At 60.9% G+C, this 25,127-nt stretch carries 20 protein-coding genes and 1 pseudogene; 14 read left to right on the top strand and 7 right to left on the bottom strand.

Annotated elements, in window-relative coordinates; translation table 11 throughout:
• Positions 1-4 precede the first annotated feature (4 nt).
• Positions 5-1,090, bottom strand: a complete 1,086-nt coding sequence (locus tag KGB20_RS05605; protein WP_150814454.1) for an ABC transporter substrate-binding protein — start codon at positions 1,088-1,090, stop codon at positions 5-7.
• Between the two features lie 523 nt (positions 1,091-1,613).
• Between KGB20_RS05605 and KGB20_RS05610 the strand changes: the two genes are divergently transcribed.
• Positions 1,614-3,272, top strand: coding sequence for a nitrite/sulfite reductase (locus KGB20_RS05610; RefSeq protein ID WP_159390134.1), 1,659 nt, complete (start codon positions 1,614-1,616; stop codon positions 3,270-3,272).
• Positions 3,256-3,750 carry a DUF934 domain-containing protein gene (locus tag KGB20_RS05615; RefSeq protein ID WP_057714377.1) on the top strand — a complete coding sequence of 165 codons (495 nt, stop codon included), beginning with the start codon at positions 3,256-3,258 and terminating at the stop codon, positions 3,748-3,750. The genes KGB20_RS05610 and KGB20_RS05615 overlap by 17 nt, the downstream gene beginning before the upstream one ends.
• 51 nt (positions 3,751-3,801) lie before the next feature.
• Here the strand turns inward: KGB20_RS05615 and KGB20_RS05620 are convergent.
• A pseudogene (locus tag KGB20_RS05620) lies at positions 3,802-7,721 on the bottom strand (dermonecrotic toxin domain-containing protein).
• 186 nt (positions 7,722-7,907) lie between these two features.
• On the bottom strand, positions 7,908-8,930 hold the full coding sequence (gene sohB, locus KGB20_RS05625) for a protease SohB (RefSeq protein WP_090455662.1): 1,023 nt from the start codon (positions 8,928-8,930) through the stop codon (positions 7,908-7,910).
• 201 nt (positions 8,931-9,131) lie between these two features.
• Between sohB and KGB20_RS05630 the strand changes: the two genes are divergently transcribed.
• The 5 genes from KGB20_RS05630 to KGB20_RS05650 all read left to right on the top strand — a co-directional run bounded on the left by KGB20_RS05630 (position 9,132) and on the right by KGB20_RS05650 (position 13,666).
• Positions 9,132-9,842, top strand: coding sequence for a histidine phosphatase family protein (locus KGB20_RS05630; protein ID WP_154859778.1), 711 nt, complete (start codon positions 9,132-9,134; stop codon positions 9,840-9,842).
• Between the two features lie 64 nt (positions 9,843-9,906).
• Positions 9,907-10,221: an SCP2 sterol-binding domain-containing protein gene (locus KGB20_RS05635; RefSeq protein WP_007946492.1), complete on the top strand. Its 315-nt coding sequence runs from the start codon at positions 9,907-9,909 to the stop codon at positions 10,219-10,221.
• Positions 10,222-10,474: 253 nt separating this feature from the next.
• A complete protein-coding gene (locus KGB20_RS05640; protein WP_223532140.1) occupies positions 10,475-11,338 on the top strand; it encodes a LysR family transcriptional regulator in 864 nt (287 codons plus the stop codon).
• A gap of 106 nt (positions 11,339-11,444) precedes the next feature.
• Positions 11,445-12,590, top strand: coding sequence for a sterol desaturase/SRPBCC family protein (locus tag KGB20_RS05645; protein ID WP_154859777.1), 1,146 nt, complete (start codon positions 11,445-11,447; stop codon positions 12,588-12,590).
• Positions 12,587-13,666 (top strand): SMP-30/gluconolactonase/LRE family protein, encoded by a 1,080-nt coding sequence (locus KGB20_RS05650; RefSeq protein ID WP_154859776.1) that lies wholly within the window; start codon positions 12,587-12,589, stop codon positions 13,664-13,666. The genes KGB20_RS05645 and KGB20_RS05650 overlap by 4 nt, the downstream gene beginning before the upstream one ends.
• Positions 13,667-13,811: 145 nt before the next feature.
• Here KGB20_RS05650 and KGB20_RS05655 read toward each other — a convergent pair whose 3' ends face one another.
• The 4 genes from KGB20_RS05655 to KGB20_RS05670 form a co-directional block, all read right to left on the bottom strand.
• Positions 13,812-13,973 (bottom strand): hypothetical protein, encoded by a 162-nt coding sequence (locus KGB20_RS05655; protein WP_173677945.1) that lies wholly within the window; start codon positions 13,971-13,973, stop codon positions 13,812-13,814.
• 107 nt (positions 13,974-14,080) lie between these two features.
• The gene (locus KGB20_RS05660) at positions 14,081-14,314 is read right to left on the bottom strand and encodes a DUF465 domain-containing protein (protein WP_057714363.1); all 234 of its coding nucleotides are present in this window, start codon (positions 14,312-14,314) and stop codon (positions 14,081-14,083) included.
• Between the two features lie 224 nt (positions 14,315-14,538).
• Entirely contained in the window at positions 14,539-16,650 is a 2,112-nt protein-coding gene (locus KGB20_RS05665; protein ID WP_150814448.1) for a PAS domain-containing sensor histidine kinase, read from the bottom strand.
• Positions 16,651-16,876: 226 nt separating this feature from the next.
• Positions 16,877-17,566, bottom strand: a complete 690-nt coding sequence (locus tag KGB20_RS05670) for a GntR family transcriptional regulator (protein ID WP_007973313.1) — start codon at positions 17,564-17,566, stop codon at positions 16,877-16,879.
• Between the two features lie 140 nt (positions 17,567-17,706).
• On the opposite strand from KGB20_RS05670, the gene KGB20_RS05675 reads away from it, so the two are divergent.
• The 7 genes from KGB20_RS05675 (at position 17,707) to KGB20_RS05705 (ending at position 25,079) form a co-directional block, all read left to right on the top strand.
• Entirely contained in the window at positions 17,707-18,792 is a 1,086-nt protein-coding gene (locus KGB20_RS05675) for an ABC transporter ATP-binding protein (RefSeq protein ID WP_154909259.1), read from the top strand.
• 1 nt (position 18,793) lies between these two features.
• Positions 18,794-19,711, top strand: coding sequence for an ABC transporter permease (locus KGB20_RS05680; RefSeq protein WP_090455669.1), 918 nt, complete (start codon positions 18,794-18,796; stop codon positions 19,709-19,711).
• The gene (locus tag KGB20_RS05685) at positions 19,708-20,496 is read left to right on the top strand and encodes an ABC transporter permease (protein WP_057714357.1); all 789 of its coding nucleotides are present in this window, start codon (positions 19,708-19,710) and stop codon (positions 20,494-20,496) included. The genes KGB20_RS05680 and KGB20_RS05685 overlap by 4 nt, the downstream gene beginning before the upstream one ends.
• A gap of 16 nt (positions 20,497-20,512) precedes the next feature.
• Positions 20,513-21,580: an extracellular solute-binding protein gene (locus KGB20_RS05690; RefSeq protein ID WP_090455671.1), complete on the top strand. Its 1,068-nt coding sequence runs from the start codon at positions 20,513-20,515 to the stop codon at positions 21,578-21,580.
• 143 nt (positions 21,581-21,723) lie between these two features.
• Positions 21,724-22,920: an amidohydrolase family protein gene (locus KGB20_RS05695; RefSeq protein ID WP_159390135.1), complete on the top strand. Its 1,197-nt coding sequence runs from the start codon at positions 21,724-21,726 to the stop codon at positions 22,918-22,920.
• Entirely contained in the window at positions 22,917-24,404 is a 1,488-nt protein-coding gene (locus tag KGB20_RS05700; protein WP_159390136.1) for an amidohydrolase family protein, read from the top strand. Before KGB20_RS05695 ends, KGB20_RS05700 begins: the two co-directional genes overlap by 4 nt.
• A gap of 12 nt (positions 24,405-24,416) precedes the next feature.
• The gene (locus KGB20_RS05705; protein ID WP_007973324.1) at positions 24,417-25,079 is read left to right on the top strand and encodes a flavin reductase family protein; all 663 of its coding nucleotides are present in this window, start codon (positions 24,417-24,419) and stop codon (positions 25,077-25,079) included.
• Positions 25,080-25,127: the final 48 nt, after the last annotated feature.

Genomic DNA, 25,127 nt, shown 5'->3' on the forward strand with positions numbered 1-25,127 from the left:
CGGCTCAGTGCATCAGGATTTGCAGGCTGAACGGATAGCGGTAGGACGCTGGTCGCCCCTTCGCCGACAGCTTGTGGAAATCCACCCCGAAATTCTGTGCGCTGCCCAACGCCAGCAGTTGTTTGGCTTGCGCCCGGTTAATCAGTTGCAACAGCGGAAGTTGTCGGTCCCGACCGCCGTACTGGCTGATGTCGACCCCTTGGTCATAGTCATGCAGTTCAACCAGTGCCCAGCCGCCCAGGCTGAAATGCCCGCCCAGCAACACGCTCAGGCGGTTGTCGAGCAGCGCTTGCAATGCTGCGGGTGAATTGTTGATGGCGCCGAACAATGCATCCTTGCCGGGAACACCGCCCGATTCGACATACGCCTGCATGACGCCAAACGCCATTTCGTCGTTGGCCGCCCACACCAGTGAAGTCTGCGGATAACGCGTGAACAACAGTTTGGCTTGCTCGTACGCGCGCTGACGTGTCCAGCCGCCGTACACCAACTGACGCAAACGCACTTGCGGGTGTTCGGCCAGCGCCCGACGCATGCCCTTCTCACGCAACTGCGCCGACGGCGTGACCTTCAAACCGGAAAAAGCCAGCAGGTCAATCATCTGGCCCGGGGCCACCGGGGGATGCAACCGAATCAACTCCTTGAGCATCAGGTAGCCGCCCTCCTCATCGTTGGGCACCAGGCTGCCGATCCAGTCGGGATACTTGTCGGGTCGGGCGCCGAGCAGTTTTACCTGATCCACAGTCAAGGCATTGTTGACCAGAAACAACTTCACCCCGCTGCCTTGTGCCAGGCGCAGCACTTCGGGGGCAACGGATTGTTCGTTGACGAACACAAGGTAGTCGGGACGATTGTGTCCCTGGAGGGCTTCGCGCGCCTGCTTGATGATGTTTTCAGGCACCCGGTCGGAGTACTGGATCCGCAGGTCCATGCCCAGATCCCTGGCGGCGGCCTGCATGAACTGCGAGTAACTGACCCAAAAAGCTTCCTTGGTGGTTCCCGGGTTGAGGAACAGCACTGACGCCGCTTGAGCGCACGGTCCCGCGACCATGCCCAGCGCCAGTAATACACCCCTTAGAAACTTCAACATGTGTCGTCCGAGCCCCCGGAAATTCGCCGCGCATTATAGCCAGCGAACGTCCGTAAAACGGCGACTTTTCCGGTTTTTGTCAGACAATCGTCGGAACCGGGCCCGGACGGGGTCGCTTACTGATGACTGACCCAGAATACCGCGGTCCCCACGACCAGAATGATCAGGAACAAAATGGCCCATGCATCAACGGTGCTATCGCTTTTCCGTGCTTTGGTTGGGTTGCTCATTGCATCGCCTCTTGTCGGTTTTATCGGTGATTGCATAAAGACTCGAGCAGAGTAAAGACGACGATTGCCCGCATCACAAACAGGGTCTTCGTAACAACGACTCTCATTAGTCGATTTGGTTCTTTACATATGCTCAAACATCACTTTTACGCATAACTGCAAACTGGTATCGTGCCCCGGCTCCGTAGGGAGTGCGCGGCCGTGCGCGCAGAATTGCCGAGGTATTATCGGACGCCAGCAAGCCAAAAAACGCCGCTGTTTCCGACCGGCCCAAGCCTGAGAACAGGACTTATATGTACGTATACGACGAATACGATCAGCGGATCATCGAGGACCGCGTCAAGCAGTTCCGTGATCAGACCCGACGCTATCTGGCAGGCGAGCTGAGCGAAGAAGAATTCCGCCCCCTGCGCCTGCAAAATGGCCTTTATATCCAGCGTTTCGCGCCTATGCTGCGAGTCGCCGTGCCTTACGGCCAACTGACTTCGCGCCAGATGCGAATGATGGCCAGGATTGCCCGCGACTACGACAAGGGCTATGCCCACATCAGTACCCGGCAGAACGTGCAGTTCAACTGGCCGGCCGTGGAAGACATTCCGGACATTCTCGCTGAACTGGCCACCGTGCAGATGCACGCGATCCAGACCAGCGGCAACTGCCTGCGCAACGTCACCACCGACCAGTTTGCCGGTGTCGCCGCCGACGAACTGATCGACCCGCGCCCATGGTGCGAGATCGTCCGCCAGTGGACCACGTTCCACCCGGAATTCGCCTACCTGCCGCGCAAATTCAAGATTGCAGTCAACGGTTCGACTTCCGACCGTGCCGCCATCGAAGTCCACGACATCGGCCTTGAGCCGGTGCACAACGCAGCCGGCGAACTGGGCTTCCGCGTGCTTGTCGGCGGTGGCCTGGGTCGTACGCCGGTGGTGGGCGCGTTCATCAATGAATTCCTGCCGTGGCAAGACCTGTTGAGCTACCTCGACGCCATCCTGCGGGTCTACAACCGCTATGGCCGTCGCGACAACAAGTACAAGGCGCGGATCAAGATCCTGGTCAAAGCGCTGACGCCTGAAGTCTTTGCACAGAAAGTCGATGCGGAAATGGAGCACCTGCGCGGTGGCCAGACCACGCTGACCGAAGCCGAAGTGCAGCGCGTCGCCACACACTTCGTCGATCCGGACTACAAGGCGCTGGACAACCAGTCCGCCGCCCTGGCCGAGCTCGACCAGCAGCACCCGGGCTTCGCCCGCTGGCGCGTGCGCAACACCCTGGCCCACAAGAAGCCGGGCTACGTGGCCGTGACCTTGTCCCTGAAACCAACCGGCGTTGCACCGGGCGACATCACCGACAAACAGCTCGACGCCGTGGCCGACCTGGCCGACCGCTACAGCTTCGGTCAACTGCGCACCTCCCACGAGCAGAACATCATCCTGGCCGACGTCGAGCAGGACAAGCTGTTCGCCCTGTGGGGCGAGTTGCGCGAGCAAGGTTTCGCCACGCCGAACATCGGCCTGCTGACCGACATCATCTGCTGCCCGGGCGGTGATTTCTGCTCCCTGGCCAACGCCAAGTCGATCCCGATCGCCGAATCGATCCAGCGCCGCTTCGACGACCTGGACTACCTGTTCGACATCGGCGAACTGGACCTGAACATCTCCGGTTGCATGAACGCCTGTGGTCACCACCACGTCGGCCACATCGGCATCCTGGGGGTAGACAAGAAAGGCGAAGAGTTCTATCAGGTTTCCCTCGGCGGCAGCGCCAGCCGTGACGCCAGCCTGGGCAAGATCCTCGGCCCGTCCTTTGCCCAGGAAGCCATGCCTGACGTGATCGAAAAGCTGATCGACGTGTACATCGAACAACGTACCGAAGACGAACGCTTCATCGACACCTATCAGCGTATTGGTATCGACCTCTTCAAGGAGCGTGTCTATGCAGCGAATCATTAAGAACAACGAGGTCGTCGACGAAACCTGGCACCTGCTGCCCAAGGACTTCAACATCGACGAGATCAGCAACTGCGACGACCTCATCGTGCCGTTACAGCTGTGGCGCGAACACAGCCGCATGCTCCTGGCCCGCGACGGTGGCCTGGGCATCTGGCTGGATGCCGATGAAGAAGCCGAGGAAATCGGAGAAGACGTGGCGCAATTCCAGGTCATCGCCCTGAACTTCCCGGCATTCACCGATGGCCGCAACTACTCCAACGCCCGCCTGCTGCGTGACCGTTACGGTTTCAAGGGCGAATTGCGGGCCATTGGCGACGTGCTGCGTGACCAGTTGTTCTACATGCATCGCTGTGGTTTCGACGCGTTCGCCATTCGCGCCGACAAAGACCCGCACGAAGCCCTTGAAGGCCTCAAGGACTTCTCGGTGACCTACCAGGCCGCTGCCGACGAACCGCTGCCGCTGTTCCGTCGTCGCTGACCGTCACCCCTTGAACCCCGAACCGGGGTTCAAGGGGTTTTACCCTTCGCGCTAAAACACCGGATTATCCACCAGCGGAATCGGACGCCCCATGGCGACCCAGTCGCAGTACAGCCGGACTCGATCCTCCAGCACCACGAACAGCCTGAACGGATTGTCCGCATCGACCATCCGCGTTTCGACACAGTGCAGCAACCAGCCCCACAACTCTTCTGACGCATCCGCTTCGTGGAGCAAGCGCCACACACGCGCCTGCAGCGACCAATAACCGACCCGGAAATCCGCCGTCAGGCTCAATCCATCCACGACCCGGAGCAACGCACTGCCCGATGGTTTGAGGGCCAATCGTTGCCAGATCTGTTGCCGCGTCTCGCGCACGCTTTCATCACCCTCCTCCAGCCAGGGCGTCGCACTGCCGTAATCGGCACCCGGCTCACTCAACCACAAATTGATACCGGTGCGCTCACGATGACTCACCAGGCGCAACAACGTGTCTTCATCCGTCAGCGGATTGCCCCACAGTTTCACCCGGTCCCGGGACACCGCCTGAATCAGTATCGAGTAGGGAACCCGACCGATCCGGTTGCCTCGCAAGTCGAGCGAGGTGAAGTACGGCTGATCGGCGATGCCTATCGGACAATGGCTGATTCCGGTGTTTCTCAGGTTCAACACACGCAGCTCATTCATCCCCAATACCACGGGCGGCACAGTCAACGGGTTGTCACTCAGATCGAGCATTTGCAAGCTCGCCAGCTCACGAAACTGCGAAGCCGTGCTCTCTTGAAGCTGCAAAAAGGTGGAACTCAGGTTGAGCGTAGTGAGGCGGGTCATTTGCCGAATCGGTGGAGGCAACACACCTTCCAGCACGCCGTCTGCGTTGAGTTGCCGCAGGTCGACACGTTCCAGGTTCAGGGAACGCAGGTTCGGAAAACTTTCGAGAAAGTCGCTCAGGCTCTCGCGCTCGACCAGGTGCAAGCCCCGCATCGATAACTCGACGACCTCATTGAAGCGTACGTTCATCGTTGGCAACCTATGGTAGTCCTCGAACCCCATATCCAGCCTGTAACGTAGTCCTCGAACCCCATATCCAGCCTGTAACCAGAGAACGTCTCGCCGGACATGACTCTATTGATCTGGGGCGGGCATTTTTGCCAGATACCCATCAGTTCGTCGCCCAATTCAATTCGCGTTTCACGCTCATAGCCAATCACGGTTTGCAGCAGTTCGACATTGTGTGCCGCCACCTGCTCAGGGCTCATGCCTGCGGCGTCATCATCGTCCACCGCAAGAAAATCCACATCCATGTCATCGACATCCAGCACGGCCTGGTCGATCCACTGGCGCAGATCGGCATGCAACTGCTGCATCTCGAGAATCAGGCGATCCACCAGCGCTTGAGCGCCGTTACCCGCCATCAGGAGCAGCTCATCCGCCTGGGCATCGGTGAAATCCGGATACAGATTCTTGACCTGCAGTCGCATGATTTCATGGGTCAGCGCAGCGGCCTGTGGCGTATTCGGAAAGCCGCCGCCGCGCAACCCCCTGGCTTCGAAGGGCAACCGCGAATCCATTCGATTCAAGCCGAGTATCAGCTCGGAGCGGGGCAAGGCATGTGTGCCAATACGCAGGCGCAACTGGCTGGCCGCGTCTGGGGAGCGCAGCGACATCGCCGCGCGTTCCTCCCCTGACAATAGATCGACCAGTGCGGTAAACAGATCCGAACCCTCGCCGTCGGTGGCCGCCATCGTGGAATACCGATAGCGATCACCGACCTTGATCAAGCGCCGGCAATCCGCCGAATCGGGCGGGCCGCAACGGTCCAGGACCCGGCCACTGATTGACCCGTCGTGCACTTCGATGCGTAAGTCTTTCGGCCAACCGGGCAGGCGTGGCAGGGAATGCAACGCCAGGACATCGGTTTCCGGATGGACGATCGAACGCAAGTACAGACCTTCATAAGCCCGGTTGAGTCGTACATGTTGTTGATACTCCCGCGACTTGCTGTCCAGGCGCTTGAACAGTAGCAGCGCCTCGTCAGCATCGACGGGCCGATTGATGTCAACTCCCGAACGGTCGAGGATCTGCTCCACGGCGCTTTTCGGCAAACCTTGGTACTCACGCTGAAACAGGCGAACCCACTCCTGGTCCGAGTGCTGGAGCGCCTGATATCGGGCATTGAACAATCCGGCCCGTGCTTGCGGGTCGGCGACGATTTCGAGTTCCTGATCGAGCTTGAAGCGTGTGATGGTGTCGGCGAGCAACGGCGTCGGCGGACGGCCAGCATGCATCAGGCGCAGCATATCGTCATCGACCGTACTGACCCGGGCGATCTGCGCCAATACCTCATCACTGAAGGCAGCAAGGGGGGTGCAGACGCCACGCATCAGCTCCACACGTGTCGACACGGGCACCGGAGCCGATCCGGGGGCCAGCTCGGCCGGCGTTTCGGGATGCGGCTCGCTCCCGGATTCCCGCGGTTCGTGCAACGTTCCGGCGATTTCTTCTTCGCCCTTGAGTGCCGCCACCGCCCCGGCCAGCGGGAGTGCATTGAGCAAGCCAAACACCGTGCGCGTCACGCCCTCGGAGCGCTGCTCCGGTGTTTTACCGTTGACGGCCTGATCGAGGCCATAACCGGCGTCGATCAGCCCGGCCAGTACCAGGACGCCCTCACCTCCCGGAATGAACAATGCCAATGGCCCCAGCCGGTTGATCCACTGCACGAGCGGTTCCACCACCGCGCTCAGGTTGTCGCGATTGACCTGGGCATCGTCGCGGATGGTTTTGACGCTGGCCATGGAGGCCTGCTTCATGGTCAGCACCAATTGCGCGAACGGGTCGGTGTCAGTCGGTGCACGTTCAAGGTCGATGTAGTCCTGCGGGTCCCAGAAACCGTCGTTGTTGAACAACCCTGCGTTCTTTTTCAGCCAGTGTTCCTTCGGGTAAACCGCCATGCCCTCCAACGCCGTCGACACCCCCGCATGGAAGGTACCGTCTTCACGATCGTCCTCGGCAAAATGCGCGACCAGCGCTTGCCGTTTGGCGGCAACCCTGCCTTGGTCCACGATCCATTGGCGCAGGTGCCGGAAGTCGGCGAATTCATGCAAGGGTGAGGAGTTGCCGGGAATGTTCAGCAAGACCCGGCCGCTGTGACGGTAGCGATAACACCAGATATCGTCCGATGTATAGCGATAGATCGTCAGCCGCCCGACCTCGATCGGCGCACTGATGCGGGTGGGCGCCTGCACCTGGCCGATGGTCAACGCATTCCAGGTCTGCTGCGCTGGCAACCCGGCGGCCTGCATGGCCAAGACCAGGCCTTCCTGACTCAAACTGCCCTCCTGATGTTGCAGGCAGGCGCTCATGATAAAGGCGGCCTTGGCCGAGGTTCTCAGGTCGTAAGGCGCCGCCTGGACGATACGCTTATCGGAGGGCCACGCGCGATCAAGGTAAGCCTGATAGCGGGTTTGCAGATCCAGCTCCCACACCCACTGTTTGAACGCCGCAGGCCTCAGGGCAATTTGCGTTGCCGGCCCATACACCTGTGGCGTGGTCTGGCGATAAATCCCTTCGTAGGTGTGGTGATTGCCATTGCCGTGATCGGCGAATTCATCGACATGCTCCACGATGCGAACGGACGGACCGACATCGGGCGGTGTGTACAAGCCAAATGCGCTTTCGGCAAAACGCCCGTCACCGACGGTCTGGTAGTTCGCCAGCAACGCCTGCACCAGGGTTTGCGTGTTTGCCACCTGGCCTTGCTCGATACCGTCCTGCGGTGGGTGCCCGCGATAGCGGTAATCCAGGGTGACCAACAGGGCCTTTTGCGGGTCGATGTCTGGCCCCCATTTTGCCTTGATCAACTGGGCACCGAACTGCTCGGGAGACTGCGGCAAAGCCGCACCCACCACAGACGTCAGTGTTTCGCGCAGCGGCACAAGATCGGGATGAAGCGGTGTCTGATGGTCATTCATATGCGTTCCATGGCAATTATTCCGGAACACCAACATAACCAACCGCCGCATTACCGAAAGCAGGAACGGTCGCCTGCTGCCTACAGAGATTTCGCCGGGCCGTGGAGGACATCAGGCAAGTATTCGCAGGCAAAAAAAACCGGGGCTAATGCCCCGGCTGGATGTTTTGCAATATCTCCTGCCCCGTTACCAGAAGCGTTGCTGGGTCAAACGGCTCCACCAGCTCAGCAGCACACGATCGACCGAGCCGCTGGCGGCCATGCCAATGCGCTCTTGCAGGCTTTTGCGCTCGGCATAGTGCAGGTGATAAAGCTCGGACTGCCTGGCGCGTTCGGCGAGGTACTCGTCGCTGGTCTTGAGTTCGTCGACCAGGTGTTTTTCCAGCGCCGCCACGCCGAGCCAGATTTCGCCGGTGGCCACTTCATCGATCGCCAGTTGCGGGCGATAGCGCGACACGAAGTTCTTGAACAGTTGATGGGTGATGTCCAGGTCTTGCTGGAACTTCTCCCGGCCCTTCTCGGTGTTTTCGCCAAACACGGTCAGTGTGCGTTTGTACTCACCGGCGGTCAGCACTTCGAAGTCGATGTCGTGCTTTTTCAACAAGCGGTTGATGTTGGGTAACTGCGCCACCACGCCAATCGAGCCGAGGATCGCGAAGGGTGCGCTGATGATCTTCTGGCCGATGCACGCCATCATGTAGCCACCGCTGGCCGCGACCTTGTCGATGCACACGGTCAAGGGCACGCCGGCCTCACGGATACGCGCCAGTTGCGAGGAGGCCAGGCCGTAGCTGTGAACCATGCCACCGCCGCTTTCCAGGCGCAGCACCACTTCGTCCTTCGGTGTGGCCAGGGTCAGCAAGGCAGTGATTTCGTGGCGCAGGCTTTCGGTGGCCGAAGCCTTGATATCGCCATTGAAATCGAGCACGAACACCCGGGGCTTGGCCTCCGGTTTTTTCTTCTGTTTCTTGTCGGTTTTAGCCTGGGTCTTGCGCAAGGCCTTGAGCTGATCCTTGTCGAGCAACGTCTGCTCCAGGCGTTCGCGCAGCCCTTTGTAGAAATCATTGAGTTTGCTGACCTGCAACTGGCCCGACGACTTGCGCCGCCCCTTGCTGCGCAAGGCCGCAAAACTGGCCAGGACCACCAGAATGGCGATCACCAGGGTCACGGTCTTGGCCAGAAAAATGGCGTACTCGGAAAAAAACTCCACAGGGACTCCTCAAACGATGCGCGGCTTGAACGCGCGCGGGATACCTCCAGCATACCCATGCGTCGACCTTGCTACCAGCCGTGAAAGCTCTGGTAACAGGCCTGTAACGGGCATTTCAAACAAGCGTATGTTTTTTCATTGACAGCACACCGCCATCCTCATAACCTCGCCAAACCTTCAACGTACCGGGAAGACGCGGACGTGGGCAGCATCTATTTGATTCGACATGGCCAGGCCTCCTTCGGTGCAGACGACTACGACGTGCTGTCGCCGACCGGTATTCGTCAGGCGGAAATCCTGGGTCGGCACCTGGCCGAACTCGGGATCAGCTTCGACCGCTGCCTGGCGGGGGATCTGCGCCGCCAGCAGCACACGGCCAACAGCGCGCTGGAACAATTCGCCGCGGCGGGCCTGCCGGTGCCGCTGCTGGAAACCGACTCCGCCTTCAACGAGTTCGACGCCGATGCAGTGATCCGCGCGCTGCTGCCGGCCATGCTGCCGGACGAACCCGAGGCCCTGGACATCCTGCGCAACGCCGCGCAAAACCGTGGTGAGTTCCAGCGTATCTTCGCCCTGATCATCGAGCGCTGGTTGGCCGGCACCTACGACACACCGGGCCTGGAGAGCTGGCTGGGGTTTGTCGAGCGGGTGCGGGCCGGTCTGCACCGCATTCTCGACCAGGCCGACAACACCCAGAAAATCGCCGTGTTCACGTCCGGCGGCACCATCACCGCCCTGCTCCACCTGATTACGCAAATGCCTGCCCGGCAGGCCTTTGAATTGAACTGGCAAATCGTCAACACCTCGCTCAACCAGCTTAAGTTTCGTGGTCGCGAGGTGTCCCTGGCTTCCTTCAACAGTCATGCGCACCTGCAACTGTTGAAGGCCCCGGAACTCATCACGTTTCGCTGAGTCCGGACTATTGTGACCCTGGCTGTAATCACCCAGCTCTTATTACCCAAGAAAGGATCGAACCATGACCTCCGTAGCTGATGCCGTACAAGCAATGAAAGCCAAGTTCAACCCAGCCGCTGCCGCCGGTCTGGACCTGGTCTTCGGTTTCCGCATCGACGACACCAAAAACTTCTCGCTGATCGTCAAGGACAGCACCTGCGAGCTGCAGGAAGGCGAGAACCCGGACGCCCAGGTGACCCTGGTGATGGACGGCGAAACCCTGCAAGGCATCGTCGACGGTTCGACTGACGGCATGCAAGCGTTCATGGGCGGCAAACTGCGCGCTGAAGGCGACATGATGCTGGCGATGAAACTGTCTGAGCTGTTCCCGTCGTAAGCACCTGGTTCCCGAACTTCGGGAGCGTGCCTGCTGCAAACGAATCCCGCCCTTAGTGGCGGGATTCGTCGTTTTTGCTGGTCCTTTGGCGAGGGGGCTCGCCCCCGCTCGACCGCGAAGCAGTCGCACAACCAGAGATTTCGACTTATCGGAAGGACGTCAAGGGCCGCTTCGCGCCCAACGGGGGCAAGCCCCCTCGCCACAGGTCAGGTGGTGCTCTTACAATGCGGGCACTTACACCACCGGCCACCCCATGGACATCGACCTCGCCCGCACCTTCCTCGAAATCGTTCGCCATGGCAGCCTGGCCGCGGCTGCCGAGAAGCTCCATGTCACCCAGACCGCGATCACCGCACGGGTACAAAAACTCGAGAGCCAACTGGGCAGCACCCTGTTCGTGCGCAATCGTGCCGGCGCCCGCCTGACGCCCAATGGCGAAGCGTTCGTGGTGTATGCCAATCAGCTGGTGCAAACCTGGGAAGCCGCGCGGCGTGATTTGCCGTTGCCCGAAGGTTATCGCGATGTGCTGCACATCGGTGGCGAGGTGAGTCTGTGCAACCCGTTGATGCTCGGCTGGGCCGGTGAAATTCGCAAGAACATCCCCAGCCATGCCCTGCGCATGGAAATCCGCGACGGGGAAAACCTGCTGCGCCAACTGGAGTTGGGCGTTCTGGATGCCGCGCTGGTGTATCAGCCCGAATATTGGCCGCGTCTGCAGGTCGAGCAGATTCTCGAAGAAAAACTGATTCTCGTGCGCCTGGCCCACAAGCCCGATCCTTATGTGTACATCGATTGGGGCGCTGATTTCCGACGCCAGCACGACGCCGCGCTGCCGGAGAAGGCCAAGGCTGCGCTGAGTTTCAATCTGGGCCCGCTGGGCTTGCAGTATCTTCTCGAAAACGGCGGCAGTGGCTACTTCCGCACCCGCGTGGTGCAGAGTTATCTGCAAAGCGGCGCCCTGGAACGGGTGCCCAAGGCGCCGGAATTCAACTACCCGACCTATCTGGTCTACTCGCGCGATCGTGACTCGCCGACGCTGCAACGCGCCTTCGACCTGCTGCGCAAAGTCATCGACTCCGACGAAGACTGGTCGCAGCGATGGGATCCACTGACCTGAGACCGGTTTGCACCGGATCATGGCCGTTGTGTCCTTAAGGTTCGGTCCGTCAAATCACCGGGATCGGCTAATCTGAAAGAGATAACAAAAACGACAGGTGATTGCAGTGAGGCAGACCACCGAAGGATTCCGCGGTCGTTACCGCGCCGACATTCATCCGCTCTACAACCCCTGGCTGCATGGCGCGTTTGTCCTGGTGTTCGGGGCACTGGCAATCAGCGTGTTCTGGAGCAACGTACAACAGGTGCGGCCAGCGGAATGGCTGGCGGTGCCCGTCACGCTGCTGTTGTTCAGCCTCGGTGTGTACATGGTGCATCGCCACCTGGGGCATCATAAAAAGAGCTTCGCCCGGCTGTTTTACGCCCGTCACGCAGGCGACCACCACAGCTTTTTCACCCCCGGCCACATGACCTACGACAACGCCCGCGACTGGCGGGTGATTCTGTTTCCGGCGTGGCTGATCGTGCTGCACACCCTCGTCGTCGCCCTGCCCCTCTGGTGGCTGCTCAAGCACATCAATACCAACGTCGCCGGATTGGTCGGCGGCCTTCTTGTCCTCGGCTACCTGACCTATGAAGTGTTTCATGCCTGCGAGCATCTGCCGTCGCGCAACCCGCTCACACGGCTGCCGTGGATCCGCCAGATGCGCCGGCTGCACGAACTGCACCACCGCCGTGAACTGATGCAGGCGCGTAATTTCAACATCGTTTTCCCGCTGATGGACTACCTGTTCGGCACCCTCTATTGGGAGCCGGAACCTGAGCCGCTCAACCCGACGAGAACCCCCATGACCCGCATGCAGCATCAGGTTGTCATTGCCGGAAACCCGATCCAGGTACTTGCCTACGCCAGCACCGTGACCCTTTGGCCGCAATGGCATCCGTCGTCGCTGCGCATCGACGGGCCAAAAGGCCCGCTGCATGCCGGCGCACGTTTCGAGGAAGACATCCATGCCGGCGGGCGCGACGGGCACTTGCGCTGGGAGGTGGCGGAGTACCTGCCCGGGCGGCGCTGGAGCGCCGAGGCCCGGGGTGACCACGGCCTGTCGCTGGTGGTGACCTATGAATGCGATGCCACAGGCGAAGACACACGTTTCGTCCGCACCCTGGAATATCAATTCAGCGGCGTGGCAATGCGCATTGCCAACCGCTTGTTGCTCAAGCGGCGCATCGACCGGGAATCGGCGGCGTCGATGCTGGCATTGCGCGACATGGCACAGAAGTATCTGGCCGCGACAGGAGTCGGCGTGTGAGCAGAACCTTCAAATGTCTGTTGCTGGTCATCGTCGTCATCGGCGCCTTCCTGCTGCTGATGCCGACCAAGGTGCGGCCGGTGGCCTGGACACCACAAGCCGCGCCGTCCCTCACCAGCGGAATCTACGCCGACAATCAGCGGCTCAAGGAGGTGGAACGCGTCGGCGCCGCCAATATCGACGGGCCGGAAGCCTTGTTACTGGAAAACGACACGCTCATCACCGGCCTGCACGACGGGCGCCTGATCCGTACGAGCCTGGACGGCAAGACCACCAGAATCCTGACCGATACCGGTGGCCGGCCACTGGGCCTGGCCCGGCATCCCAATGGCCTGCTGGTGATCGCCGATGCCGTCAAAGGCTTGTTGTCCCTCGACGCCCAGGGACGCCTGGTGGCCTTGACCACAGAGGCCGACGGCGTTCCCTTCGGTTTTACCGACGACGTGGTCATCGACAAACCCGGCCACTACGCTTATTTCAGCGATGCTTCGAGCCGCTTCGGCTATGGTCACGACGGTGAGGCCGTGATCGAACACGGCGGCGACGGTCGACTGCTGCGCTACGATTTCCAGACCGGCAAAACCTCGGTTGTGCTGGATAAGCTGGAGTTTGCCAACGGCGTGACCCTGGGACCGGACGATGCCTATGTACTGGTCAATGAAACCGGCGCCTACCGCATCACTCGTTATTGGCTCAGCGGTCCGAAGGCCGGCACCCACGACCTGTTTATCGACAACCTGCCAGGGCTGCCGGACAACCTGTCGTTCAATGGCCACGACCGGTTCTGGGTGGCGCTGTATGCCCCCCGAAACCCCTTGCTCGACGCCACGGCGGCGCATCCGTTCGTGCGCAAGATGATCGTGCGGGCCATGACCGTGTTGCCCAAGCCCGTGGAAAAACACGGATTTGCCCTGGGCCTGGACCTTGATGGCAAAGTGATCGCCAACCTGCAGGACGGCAGCAGCGACAATTACTCCCCCATCACCACCGTGCGCGAGTATGGGGACTGGTTGTATTTCGGTTCGCTGAAAGCCCGGAACATGGTGCGATTGCCGCTAAGCAAGGCATTGCAATGAACAGTCCCCCTTCCTGAATTCACCGAAGCCCCCCTGTAGGAGCGAGCCTGCTCGCGATGGACTCAAAAGCACTGCGTTTAGTCAGTAAACACGCGGCATCGTTAACGACCATCGCGAGCAAGCTCGCTCCTACAGAGGGCGGTGTTCACTCTGGATCGATGTCGACACCCTCATCATCCGGCCACTCATCGATGCCCGGCTCTTCCTCGGGATTGACCGTGGTGTGTTCGGGGCTCAGGGGTTCGGGATGAGTGGGGATCGGGTCGTAGCCACCCTGTTGTTCACTGGGGTATTTGGGCTGGGTCATGAGGCACCTCGTTGAGAGCCATAACAGCGGTCTCTGAACATTCGAGGTGCCGGTTGTGATGCCGTTCCAACTTTCCCGCCACCGGTCGTCGGTGGCAGCTCGCTGGGTCAGGACGACGAGCCAAGTTGCTTGACGATCTTGTCCTTGACCAGCAGACGTGCCTCCTTGAGCTTCCTTACGGTGTCATCGTTGGACTTGGCCTCCTCTGCTTTCACCACTTCGGCATCCGCCTGGGAATACTTGTTAAGCAGTGAATCCAGTAACGGATCCTTGGTGCGTTTCTGCTGGACTTCTTCCTTTGAGCGTTTCAGATCCTGATAAAGGTCATGGGGCACCGGCATGGAACACCTCCGTTTGTTGATCGGCAGCGAAACGCGATCAATTGCGTTCACCAACTATCAGAATGGCCTCGGTTAGCCTGTTCTGTCGACCACCTGTCAGACCAGCGGTGTCCGTTCGTCGTCCGGTCGCCAATGGGATAAAACCTTGCCTGCGCTGGCGCCTCCACCGGTTGACGATCACTCGGTCACCTTTGAAAACCTGCGTGGAGAATCACCTGTTTTTGTCAGCCGTTAAGCACCGTGCGCACCATCTGCGTCAGTGCCTCGGGGTTGTAGGGTTTGCTCAGCAGGTGGGTGTCGGGGCTGAGCTGGTGATTGCGCGAGATAATGTCGCGGGTATGCCCCGAGGTGAACAACACAGCCACCGGTGGCTCCTGCACTTTCGCCCAGGCCGCCAGGTCCGAACTCTTGATCAGGCCGGGCATGACCACGTCGGTAAAAATCAGGTCCACCGCCAGCCCTTCCAGCAACATTTGCATGGCGACGTCACCGTTGGTGGCCGTGAGGACCTGATAGCCCTCCTCGCGCAACAACTCCACCGCCGATACCCTCACGGCCTCATTGTCCTCGACCACCAGGATGCGTTCGTGCCCGCCCCGTTGCGGCACATCAGGGCCCGGCGTTTCGCTGGGTGCCGCGCGCAAGGTGCGGGGGAAGTACAGCTGCACCCGGGTCCCCCGCCCCACGTCGCTGGCGATTTCGATATGACCGCCACTCTGCTTGACGAAGCCAAACACCATACTCAAGCCCAAGCCGGTGCCCTGCCCGTCGGCCTTGGTGGTGAAGAACGGCTCGAACGCCTGGGCCAGCACCTGCGGCGGCATGCCGACGCCGGTATCCGTCACGGACACCCGTACATAGTCCCCGGGGGCAATGCCCTTTGCGGCGCAAAATTTGCGATCGAGGACGATATTTTCCGCGCACAGGTCAATCCTGCCCTCGCCTTGAAGGGCGTCACGGGCATTGATCGCCAGATTGAGAATGGCGTTTTCCAGTTGGTTGCGATCGACAAACACATTCCAGGAATCTTCGGGTGCCGTCATGTGAACCTGAAGGGTTTCACCCAGGGCACGCAGCAACAGCTCCGCCAGGCCATCGAAAATCTGCCGCAAGGTGAAGACCGCGGGTGACAACGGTTGGCGGCGGGCGAATGCCAGCAATTGCGAAGACAGCTTGGCACCGCGCTCGACAGCGGCAATCGACGCCGAGACCCGGCGCTGCACATTGGCGTTACCCGGCTCATGACGCGCGAGCAAGTGCAGGTTGCCGGCGATCACTTGCAACAGGTTGTTGAAGTCATGGGCCACACCACCGGTGAGACCGCCGATGGCTTCGAGCTTCTGTGACTGGCGCAGTTGTTCTTCCGCCGCCAGCCGCGCCTCGACTTCATCGGCCACCCGCTGCTCCAGGTTGCGGGTGAACTTGAGCAGGGACTCTTCGGCGGTCTTGCGTTCGTGGATGTCGATCAGCACGCCGGGGAAACGAAACGCCTCGCCCTGCTCATTGAACTCGCAACAACCACTGGCGAGTACCCAGAGGTAGCTGCCATCCGGGCGCCGGATCCGGTATTCGACGTTGTAGGGCTCGCCCGTCTCCACCGACAGTCTGACTCGTTCCTGAACCCAACTGCGGTCATCCGGATGGATCCGGCTTTCAGCGATTTCCTGAGACAGGTTTTGCAGGTCTTGCCCGGGTGGATAAGAGAACGCGCGAGCGAAGCGCTCGTCACCCGACATCACGTTGGCCTTGATGTCCCAGACAAAGGAACCGAGCAAGGCGCCGGCGTTCAGCGCCAGGCGTACCCGTTCGTTGTCGGCGCGGTAGGCGTCTTCAGCCGCCTGTCGCCGGTGTTCGGAGATCACCCGATCGGTGGTTTCCACCACCATGGCCATGACCCCGGCCGGGCACCCGTCATCGTCGGCCACCGGGCTGTAGTAGAGGTCCATCCAGACATCTTCCGGAACCCCGTCACGCAGCAGCACCAGTTCTTTGTTGCGATAGGACAAGGTGCCGCCCGCCAGGCAGGTGTCGACCACGTGGCGATTGAATTCGGCAACTTCCGGCCAACCCAGTTCTACGGCAGAGCCGAGCAGATACGGATGACGCCCACCGGCAAACTTGGAATAAGCGTCGTTATAGATCATGTACCCGGACTGGCCCCAGAGCATCACCATCGGCAGTGGGGACGCGAGCATCAACTGCACCGCGCTGCTCAGGCTCCTGGACCATGAATCGAGCGGGCCAAGTTCGGTCCGGCTCCAGTCGAACGCACGAATGCGCCCGGCCATTTCGCCGTTCCACCCGGAGCACCCGTGGCTTTCCTCTAGAAACTGCATCGGCTGGCTCTATCCCGGTAAGTTGCACCCGTTTGTTTCGAGCATCCTGCACGCTATTCGTTTCATAGAGGTATAGCTGATTCTCGCGGGCCACTGGAGATCCCTTGTGGGAGCGGGCTTGCTCGCGAAGGCGGTGTGTCATTCAACATATTCGTCTGCTGATACACCGCTTTCGCGAGCAAGCCCGCTCCCACAATTTGGTCCTCGGTAACCGAGAGTCCGTGCACTACACCTCGATCAAGTGCTTCAGCGGGTTGTAACTGCTTTTCAGGGTGGCCGCGACATCCAGAATGGCCTTCTCGATGCCATTCAAATGCATGCAGGTCAGTTCGATGGCCGCACTCTGGTTGCCTGCTTCGATGTATTCGATCAGCCGCAGGTGTTCGTCGTCGCGGCAGGCTTCGTGGCTGTCGTCATCCAGAGCGGCGGCATACAGCGACGCCCGGGAAATCAGCTTCTGGAACCAGTCGAGCAGCACCGGGTTGTTCAGGCTGCGGGCCAGTTTGATGTGGAACTCGCCGAGCAGGTGAATCAACCGCTCGTGATCACCGCTTTGATGCGCTTCATCCTCCAACAGCAAGTGATCGCGCAGGTCCTGAGTCACCGCCGTATCACGCCGACGGCACAGTTCGCTGACGATGCCGATCTCGACCAGGCGACGGGTTTCGAACAGCGAACGGATCTCTTCGTCACTGGGCAGCGACACCGACGCACCTTTATTGGGCTCGGTGGTGACCAGTCCGTCGGCCTCCAATTGCTTGAGCGCGGCCCGGACAGACGTGCGGCTGACATTGAACAGCTCGGCCAAAGAGGCTTCGCCGAGCTTCATGCCCGGACGCAACGAGCGCTTGCTGATCGCCTCGTAAACCCCTTGGTAGACGCGGTCGACCGTAGTTTCCAGTTTCTTTTCCGTCATTCATCAACTCCTTGCGCCCTGTGCAAACGACCCTGGCGAATGAACAGCCATTGAAAAAGGGGCTTGCACGGACAGATTAATCCGGGTATTTCTAAATTGCATCCAGATTTTGCATACAATAATTAGAGGAATGCACCATAATGGGTCATCCAACAGCAATCGAAGTGCGAAACGTCTCAAAGCGATATTCCGACGATCCGGGACTGGCACCAGCCCTCGATAACGTCTCGGTGGACATTGCCGACAACGAATTCTTCACCCTGCTCGGCCCCTCCGGCTGCGGCAAAACCACCCTGCTGCGCACCATCGCCGGCTTCGAGCATGTCAGCGACGGTGAGATCCGCCTCGCGGGCGAGCCGGTCAACGATTTGCCGCCGTTCAAGCGTCGGGTCAACACGGTGTTCCAGAGTTACGCGCTGTTTCCGCACATGAGTGTTGCGCAGAATATCGCCTTCGGCCTCGAGATGCAGGGCCTTGATCGCAAACTGATTCCGCAGCGGGTCGATGAGATGCTCGCGCTGGTGCAAATGCAGCACCTGGCCAAGCGTAAACCGGCCGAGCTGTCCGGCGGCCAACAGCAACGGGTGGCTCTGGCCCGGGCCCTGGCGCCAAAACCCAAAGTGCTGTTGCTGGACGAACCGCTGTCGGCCCTGGACCTCAAGCTGCGCAAGGAAATGCAGGTCGAACTCAAGCGCGTACAGAAAGAAGCCGGGATCACCTTCATTTTCGTCACCCACGATCAGGAAGAAGCGCTGACCCTGTCCGATCGCATCGCCGTGATGTCCGCCGGCAAGATCCTGCAAATCGGCTCGCCCAATGAAATCTACGAACGGCCGCAACACCAGTTCGTCGCGCAATTCATCGGCGACATCAACTTTCTCCCCGGCCACCTCAAGCGCGGCCAGCAGAACGAAAAGCTCTTCGTGCCCAACGGCATGCCCGTGGAAATCCCCTGCCCGGCCCAGGGCTTTGACGGCAGCAAGGTGCAACTGGCTTTCCGCCCGGAGCGTTCGCAACTGGTCGAGCCGACGCAGCCGCATCACCTGCGCGGTGTGATCGAGGCCGTGCTGTATGTCGGCACGGCCACGCTCTATCAATGCCGCCTGAACAACGACATCAAGGTCATGCTGCGCGAGAACAACGAAGGTCTGAACCATGGTCGGGTGGTGGGTGATCGCGTCGCGGTCAACCTGCCGCCCCACGCCTGCCTGTTGATGGAGGCCTGAGATGAGCGTCAGCAGCACTTCCCCAGCCCTCAACCGCGCGCTGTTGCTCAGCCCGGTGGTCCTGACCCTGCTGGCCCTGATCGCCATTCCGCTGGGCATCATGGGCTACATCAGCCTGCTGCCGCGCAACGTCTATGGCGGCGTCGACTGGCAGGCCGACTGGCAATTGCAAAGCTACGTGCAACTGTTTTTCCAGGAAGGTTTCGACGGCGAACTGGAGCTGAACTGGGTCTACGCCCAGGCATTGCTGCGTTCGGTGTTCCAGGCCGGTGGCACCACAGTCCTGTGTTTCCTGTTCGGCTTCCCCGTGGCGTTGTGGATGTCGAGCCTGACACCCCGTCGACGCAACCTGATGGTGTTGCTGATCACCATCCCGTTCTGGACCAACCTGCTGATCCGCAACTACGCCTGGCTGATCATCCTGCGCGAGCACGGCTGGGTCGCCCAGAGCCTCAACGCGCTGTTCCCCCAGGCCGGTGGCATCACCCTGCTCTACAACGACTTCGCGGTCAGCGTCGGCTTGGTCTACAGCTTCCTGCCGTTCATGATCCTGCCAATCTACTCGACCCTGGAAAAACTCGACTGGCGTCTGGTGGAAGCCGCCTATGACCTGGGTGCCAATCGCTGGCACGCGTTGCGGCGGATCATCCTGCCACTGTCGATGCCGGGGGTGATCGCAGGTGCCTTGCTGGTGTTCGTGCCAAGCCTGGGCGCCTTCATTACCCCGGCGATCCTTGGCGGCGGCAAAACGCTGATGATCGGCAACCTGATCCAGCAGCAGTTCGGTACCGCGCGCAACTGGCCGCTGGGCAGTTCGCTGTCGTTCCTGTTGCTGGGGATCATGTTGCTGTCCCTGGTGCTCTACGCCCTCTATAGCCGCAAAGCCGCCAAGACCCAACGCCCGGGAGCACAAGCATGATCGCCCTGCACCTGAAGAAACTGCCCCTGACCCGTGAAGTCAGCCTGTTGATGCTGGCCTACCTGTACCTGCCGATATTCGTGCTGATCGCCTACAGCTTCAACGCCAACCGCTCGGCGACGGTGTGGACCGAGTTCTCGTTCGACTGGTACGGGCGAATCCTGGCCAACCCGTCGATCCAGACCGCAGCGCTCAACTCGATCATCGTCGCCAGCATCGCTACGGTCTGCGCCACCGCGATTGCCCTGCTCGCGGCACTGGCGACCTACCGGCCGTTCTACGGACAGAAAATGGTCGAGGGCGGGATCAACCTGCCGTTGATCCTGCCAGAGATCGTCACCGCTGTGGCCACCCTGCTGCTGTTCATGGCACTGGGGATCAAGCTCGGTCTGCTGACGGTGATCGTCGCGCACATCGGCTTCTGCATTCCCTTCGCCTACCTGCCGATCCGCGCGCGGCTCAACGACCTGGACAAGAGCCTGCTGGAAGCGGCGAACGACCTGTACGCCAACCCCTGGCAGGTGTTTCGCCGGGTGACCTTGCCGCTGCTGTGGCCGGCGGTGCTGTCCGGTTCGGTGCTGGCGTTCGTGGTCAGCCTCGACGATTTCATCATGACCTTCTTCGTCGCAGGTCCCGGTTCGACCACCCTGCCGGTGTACATCTTCTCGGCCATCAAGGCCGGCGTGACGCCAGAGATCAACGCGATTTCGACCCTGATGCTGGTGATTTCCATCGTGCTGGTGGTGCTGGCCTTCTGGCTGGGACAGCGCGGCAAACAACAATAAGCCTGGAGACTTCTATATGAGCAAGAAAGTGAAAAGCATGCGTTTCGCCGTTGCCGGTCTGGCCTTGAGTTGCTTCACGGCGTTCACGGCGTTCAGCGCCCAGGCCGCCGAGCCCAAGGAACTGTTCTTCTACAACTGGACCGACTACTACCCGGTGGAGCTGCTGGCCAAGTTCGAAAAGGAGACCGGGATCAAGGTCACCATGGACGGCTACGACAGCAACGAAACCCTGCTGGCCAAGTTGCAGGCCGGCGGCGCGGCGTACGACGTGATCGTGCCGTCGCAATCGATCATGCGCACCCTGATCAACCAGGACCTGCTGCTGGAAATCGACGCCTCGGCCCTGCCCAACTTCCAGTACGTCAAACCGGCGTTCCGCGACCCGAGCTTCGACCCCGGCCGCAAGTTCTCGGCACCGTACCTGTGGGGCACCACCGGGTTCTCCTATGACAGCGCCCGGGTGCCCGGCGGCAAGCTTGACGACTCGTGGAAAGAGTTCTTCGAGCCGCGCAAGGAACTGCAAGGTCAGCTCGCCGCCCTCGACACCTCCAGCAGCGTGATCAACGCCGCCAGTCACTACCTGAATGTCGACGAGTGCAGCGAAAACCCGCAGGACGCCAAGCGCATCCTCGAACTGCTGCAAAAACAGAAACCCTTCCTGAAGATGTACAGCTCGGACAACACGGTCGACCGCATGGCCAGCGGTGAAGTGATCATGATGCAGAACTGGAACGGTTCTACAGCGCGGGCCACCCTGCAGAAGAGCACCATCAAGTACGTCTACCCCCGTGAAGGCCTGGCAATGTTCCAGGACAACTTCGCCGTACCGAAAAGCGCGCCACACCCCGGCAACGCGAAGATCTTCATCGACTGGATGATGAAACCGGAAAACGCCGCCGCCGTGTCCAACGCCATCGCCTACGCCAACGGCATCCAGAGCGACAAGCTGATCGACGCCAAATGGCGGGTGATGGACGCCATCAACATGCCCGACGAATTCGCCGCGCGCCTGCGCCCGGAAAAGGAATGCAGCAACAAGGCGCGGGAGCTGCAGGACCGCATTTGGGCCAAGCTCAAGGGCTGATCGTTTGACTTGAAACCGCGTCGCGGCCTTCGCGAGCAAGCCCGCTCCCACAAGGGATCTCCAGTGTTCACACGGACAATGTGGGAGCGGGCTTGCTCGCGAAGAGGCCAACACAGACACCTGAGAATTCATTGAGGTTACTCATGACCCAACCCCGCTGGCTGCGCAACGTGCGCCCCTACGGCACCACCGCCGAAGACCTGCTGATCGAAAACGGCCGCTTCAGCCAACGCCGCCCCGCTTCTAACGAAGCCCTGTCGGCCACCGACATCGACGGCCAGGACCAGTTGCTCACCCCCGCCCTGGTGGAAAGCCACGTGCACCTGGACAAAACCCTCTGGGGCCAGCCGTGGCGCCCCAACAGTGCCGGCCCGACCCTCAAGGACTACATCGCCAACGAACGGCGCATCCTGCGTGAAGTCACCACACCGATTGCGCAACGCGCCGGCGCCCTGCTGGAAAACTGCATCGTCCGCGGCTCGCTGACCATGCGTTGCCACGTCGACATCGACCCGGAATTCGGCCTGCGGCATGTCGAGGCCATGCAGCAACTGCGTGAAAACTACCGCGACCTGATCGACCTGCAACTGGTGGTGTTCCCGCAGACTGGCTTGATCAGCCGCCCCGGCACCGCCGAACTGATGCGCGAAGCCATGGCCTTGGGCGTGGAGAACGTCGGCGGGCTGGACCCGTGTGGTATCGATAACGACCCTGTCGCACAACTGGATTTCGTCTTCAAACTGGCCAGCGAATTCGACCGGGGCGTCGACATTCACCTGCATGACAAAGGTGAGCTGGGCCTGTGGCAGATCGCCCTGATCGCCGACTACACCGAGCGCTTCGGCCGCCAAGGCCGGGTGATGATCAGCCACGCGTACTGCCTGGGGATGTTGCCGTGGAGCCAGGTCAAACCGGTGGCCGAACGTCTGGCCACATTGGGCATTTCGCTGATGAGCTCGGCCCCGGCCGATTGCGCGGTGCCGCCGTTCCTGGCCCTGCGCGAAACCGGCGTGAATGTGTGCCTGGGCTCGGACGGTATTCGTGATGCCTGGTCGCCCATGGGCAACGGCGACATGCTGGAGCGGGCGATGTTGCTGGCGTTCCGCTTCGACTTGAACAAGGACGAAGAACTGGCGGCAGCGTTCGAGGCGGCGACCGTCAACGGCGCCCAGGCGCTGGGTTGCCAAGCCAATCGCCTGGAGATTGGCCAGCCGGCGGACTTCCTGTTGATGCCGGTACAAACACTGGGTGAGGCGGTGGTTTCACGGCCGCTGCGTCAGGTCTATCGCGCGGGTCAGTTGATTGCTGCGGGTGGCCGTTTGCTGGAAAGCCGTCTGTGAAGCGCATCGGCTTGCGGGCCAGTTGCGTGGTCGGCTTCGACGGCACGCGGCATGTGCTGTGGCGCGATGGCGAAGTGGTGTTCGAAGGCGCGCGCATCGAGTTTGTCGGGCGTGGTTATGCGGGGCCGGTGGATCAGTGGGTTGATTACGGTAATGCGCTGATCGGTCCCGGCTTCATCGATCTGGATGCCTTGGGCGATCTCGATTCCACGGTGCTGACCCTGGACAACGGCGACGAGCGCGACATGGGCCGGATGTGGTCGGCGCAGTATCTGGCGCGTGGATCGCGGGAAAGCTACAGCCCCGAAGAAGAAGTCTTCAAATACCGCTACGCCTTCACCCAACTGATCCGCAACGGCATCACCACGGCCATGCCGATCACCTCGATGTATTACCGCGAGTGGGCCGAGACCTACGACGAATTTGCGGCGGTGGCAGGTGTAGCCGTCGAACTGGGGCTACGCACTTACCTCGGTCCCTGCTACATGAGCGGCATGAGTTACTGGCAGGCCGATGGAACCCTGGCGCACCACTGGGACGAAGCCCGGGGAATGGCCGGGCTCGACGCCGCCGAGCGGTTTTTCCGGGATTTCGACGGCGCGCACAACGGCCTGATTCGCGGTGCGCTGCTGCCCGATCGCATCCAGACCTGTACCCCGGCGTTGCTGCAACGCACCGCCGCGCTGAGCCGCGAACTCAACGCACCGATGCGTTTGCACTGCTGCCAAGGCCTCGGTGAAGTGGCGATGGTCGAGCAACTGCGCGACACCTCGCCACTGGGCTGGCTGCAGCAGCTTGGGCTTTTGACCCCGCGCAGCCTGCTGCCCCACGGCATCTACACCCGCGGCGATGACGACCTGCAACGGGTGGTGGACGGTGGCGCAAGCCTGGTGCATTGCCCGGTGGTGTTCGCCCGGGATGGCGAGGCGCTGAATTCGTTCGGACGCTATCGGGCCAAAGGCATCAACTTCGCCCTGGGCACCGACACCTGGCCGGCGGACTTGCTGGACAACATGCGTCAGGGCTTGAACATCGCTCGCCTTATGGAAGGCAGTAACGATCTGACCAGCACGCTGGACCTGTACAACGCCGCGACCCTCGGCGGTGCCAAGGCACTGGGCCGCGACGATCTCGGACGCCTGGCGCCCGGGGCCAAGGCCGACATCACCGTGTTCAACCTGCGCGGGATGCACCTGGGGCCGCTATTCGATCCACTGAAAAATCTTGTTCTGGCCGGTCGCGGTGACGACTGTATCGCCAGCTACATCGACGGCCGCTGCGTGATGCGGGACGGCCAGGTCGAGGGCCTCGACTACCCCGCCCTGCAACGCCAGGCCCAACGCCAATTCGAAAAATTGATGCGCAGCCACAGCGACCGGGCCTTTGATCAACCGGACTGGAAAAGCCTGTTCCAGCCCGCCATCCCGTTCGCCGACGACTACAGCGCACAGGCACCACTGAGCGCGATTGATCCACTTCTCTAGAGATTTCTGCCCATGCAAAGCTTCGACTTCAGCACATTGAGCCCACGGGACAAATACAAGATCCTGATCGGCAGCGTCGTGCCACGGCCGATAGCCCTGGTCACCACCGTCGACGGCGAAGGCCGGATCAACGCAGCGCCGTTCAGCTTCTTCAATGCGCTTTCCGCCGATCCACCGATCCTCGCCCTGGGCGTGGAAAACTACGGCGACCAAAGCCCCAAGGACACCACTCGCAACATCCAGCTCAATCAGGAATTCACCGTAAACATCGTCAGCGATGCCCTGGTGGAAGCCATGAACGTCTGCGCCGTGCCCTTCGCCCCCGGCTTCGATGAACTGACCGCCGCCGGCCTCACTGCCATCCCCGGCACCACGGTCAAATGCCCGCGCATCGGCGAAGCTCCGGTGGCGCTGGAGTGTCGGCGGATGATGGCCCTGTCCATCGGCCAATCCCGGGAGATTATCTTTGGTGAAGTGCTGATGGCCCATGTGCGTGACGAACTGATCGATCCGAAAACCCTGTACATCGACCAGTTGGGGCTGGATGCGATCGGACGCATGGGCGGGCATGGTTATGCGCGTACGCGGGATTACTTCGACTTGCCGACACGCTCGTTGCAGGCCTGGACGGATGCGCCGGGGGGTGGGGAACGGTTTTGGCCGCTGGCCAAATAACAGGCATTAACACAAACCCTGGGGGGAGCGGCTTTTGTGGCGAGGGGG

This window comes from Pseudomonas sp. BF-R-30, assembly GCF_019956175.1.
Taxonomy (GTDB): domain Bacteria; phylum Pseudomonadota; class Gammaproteobacteria; order Pseudomonadales; family Pseudomonadaceae; genus Aquipseudomonas; species Aquipseudomonas jessenii.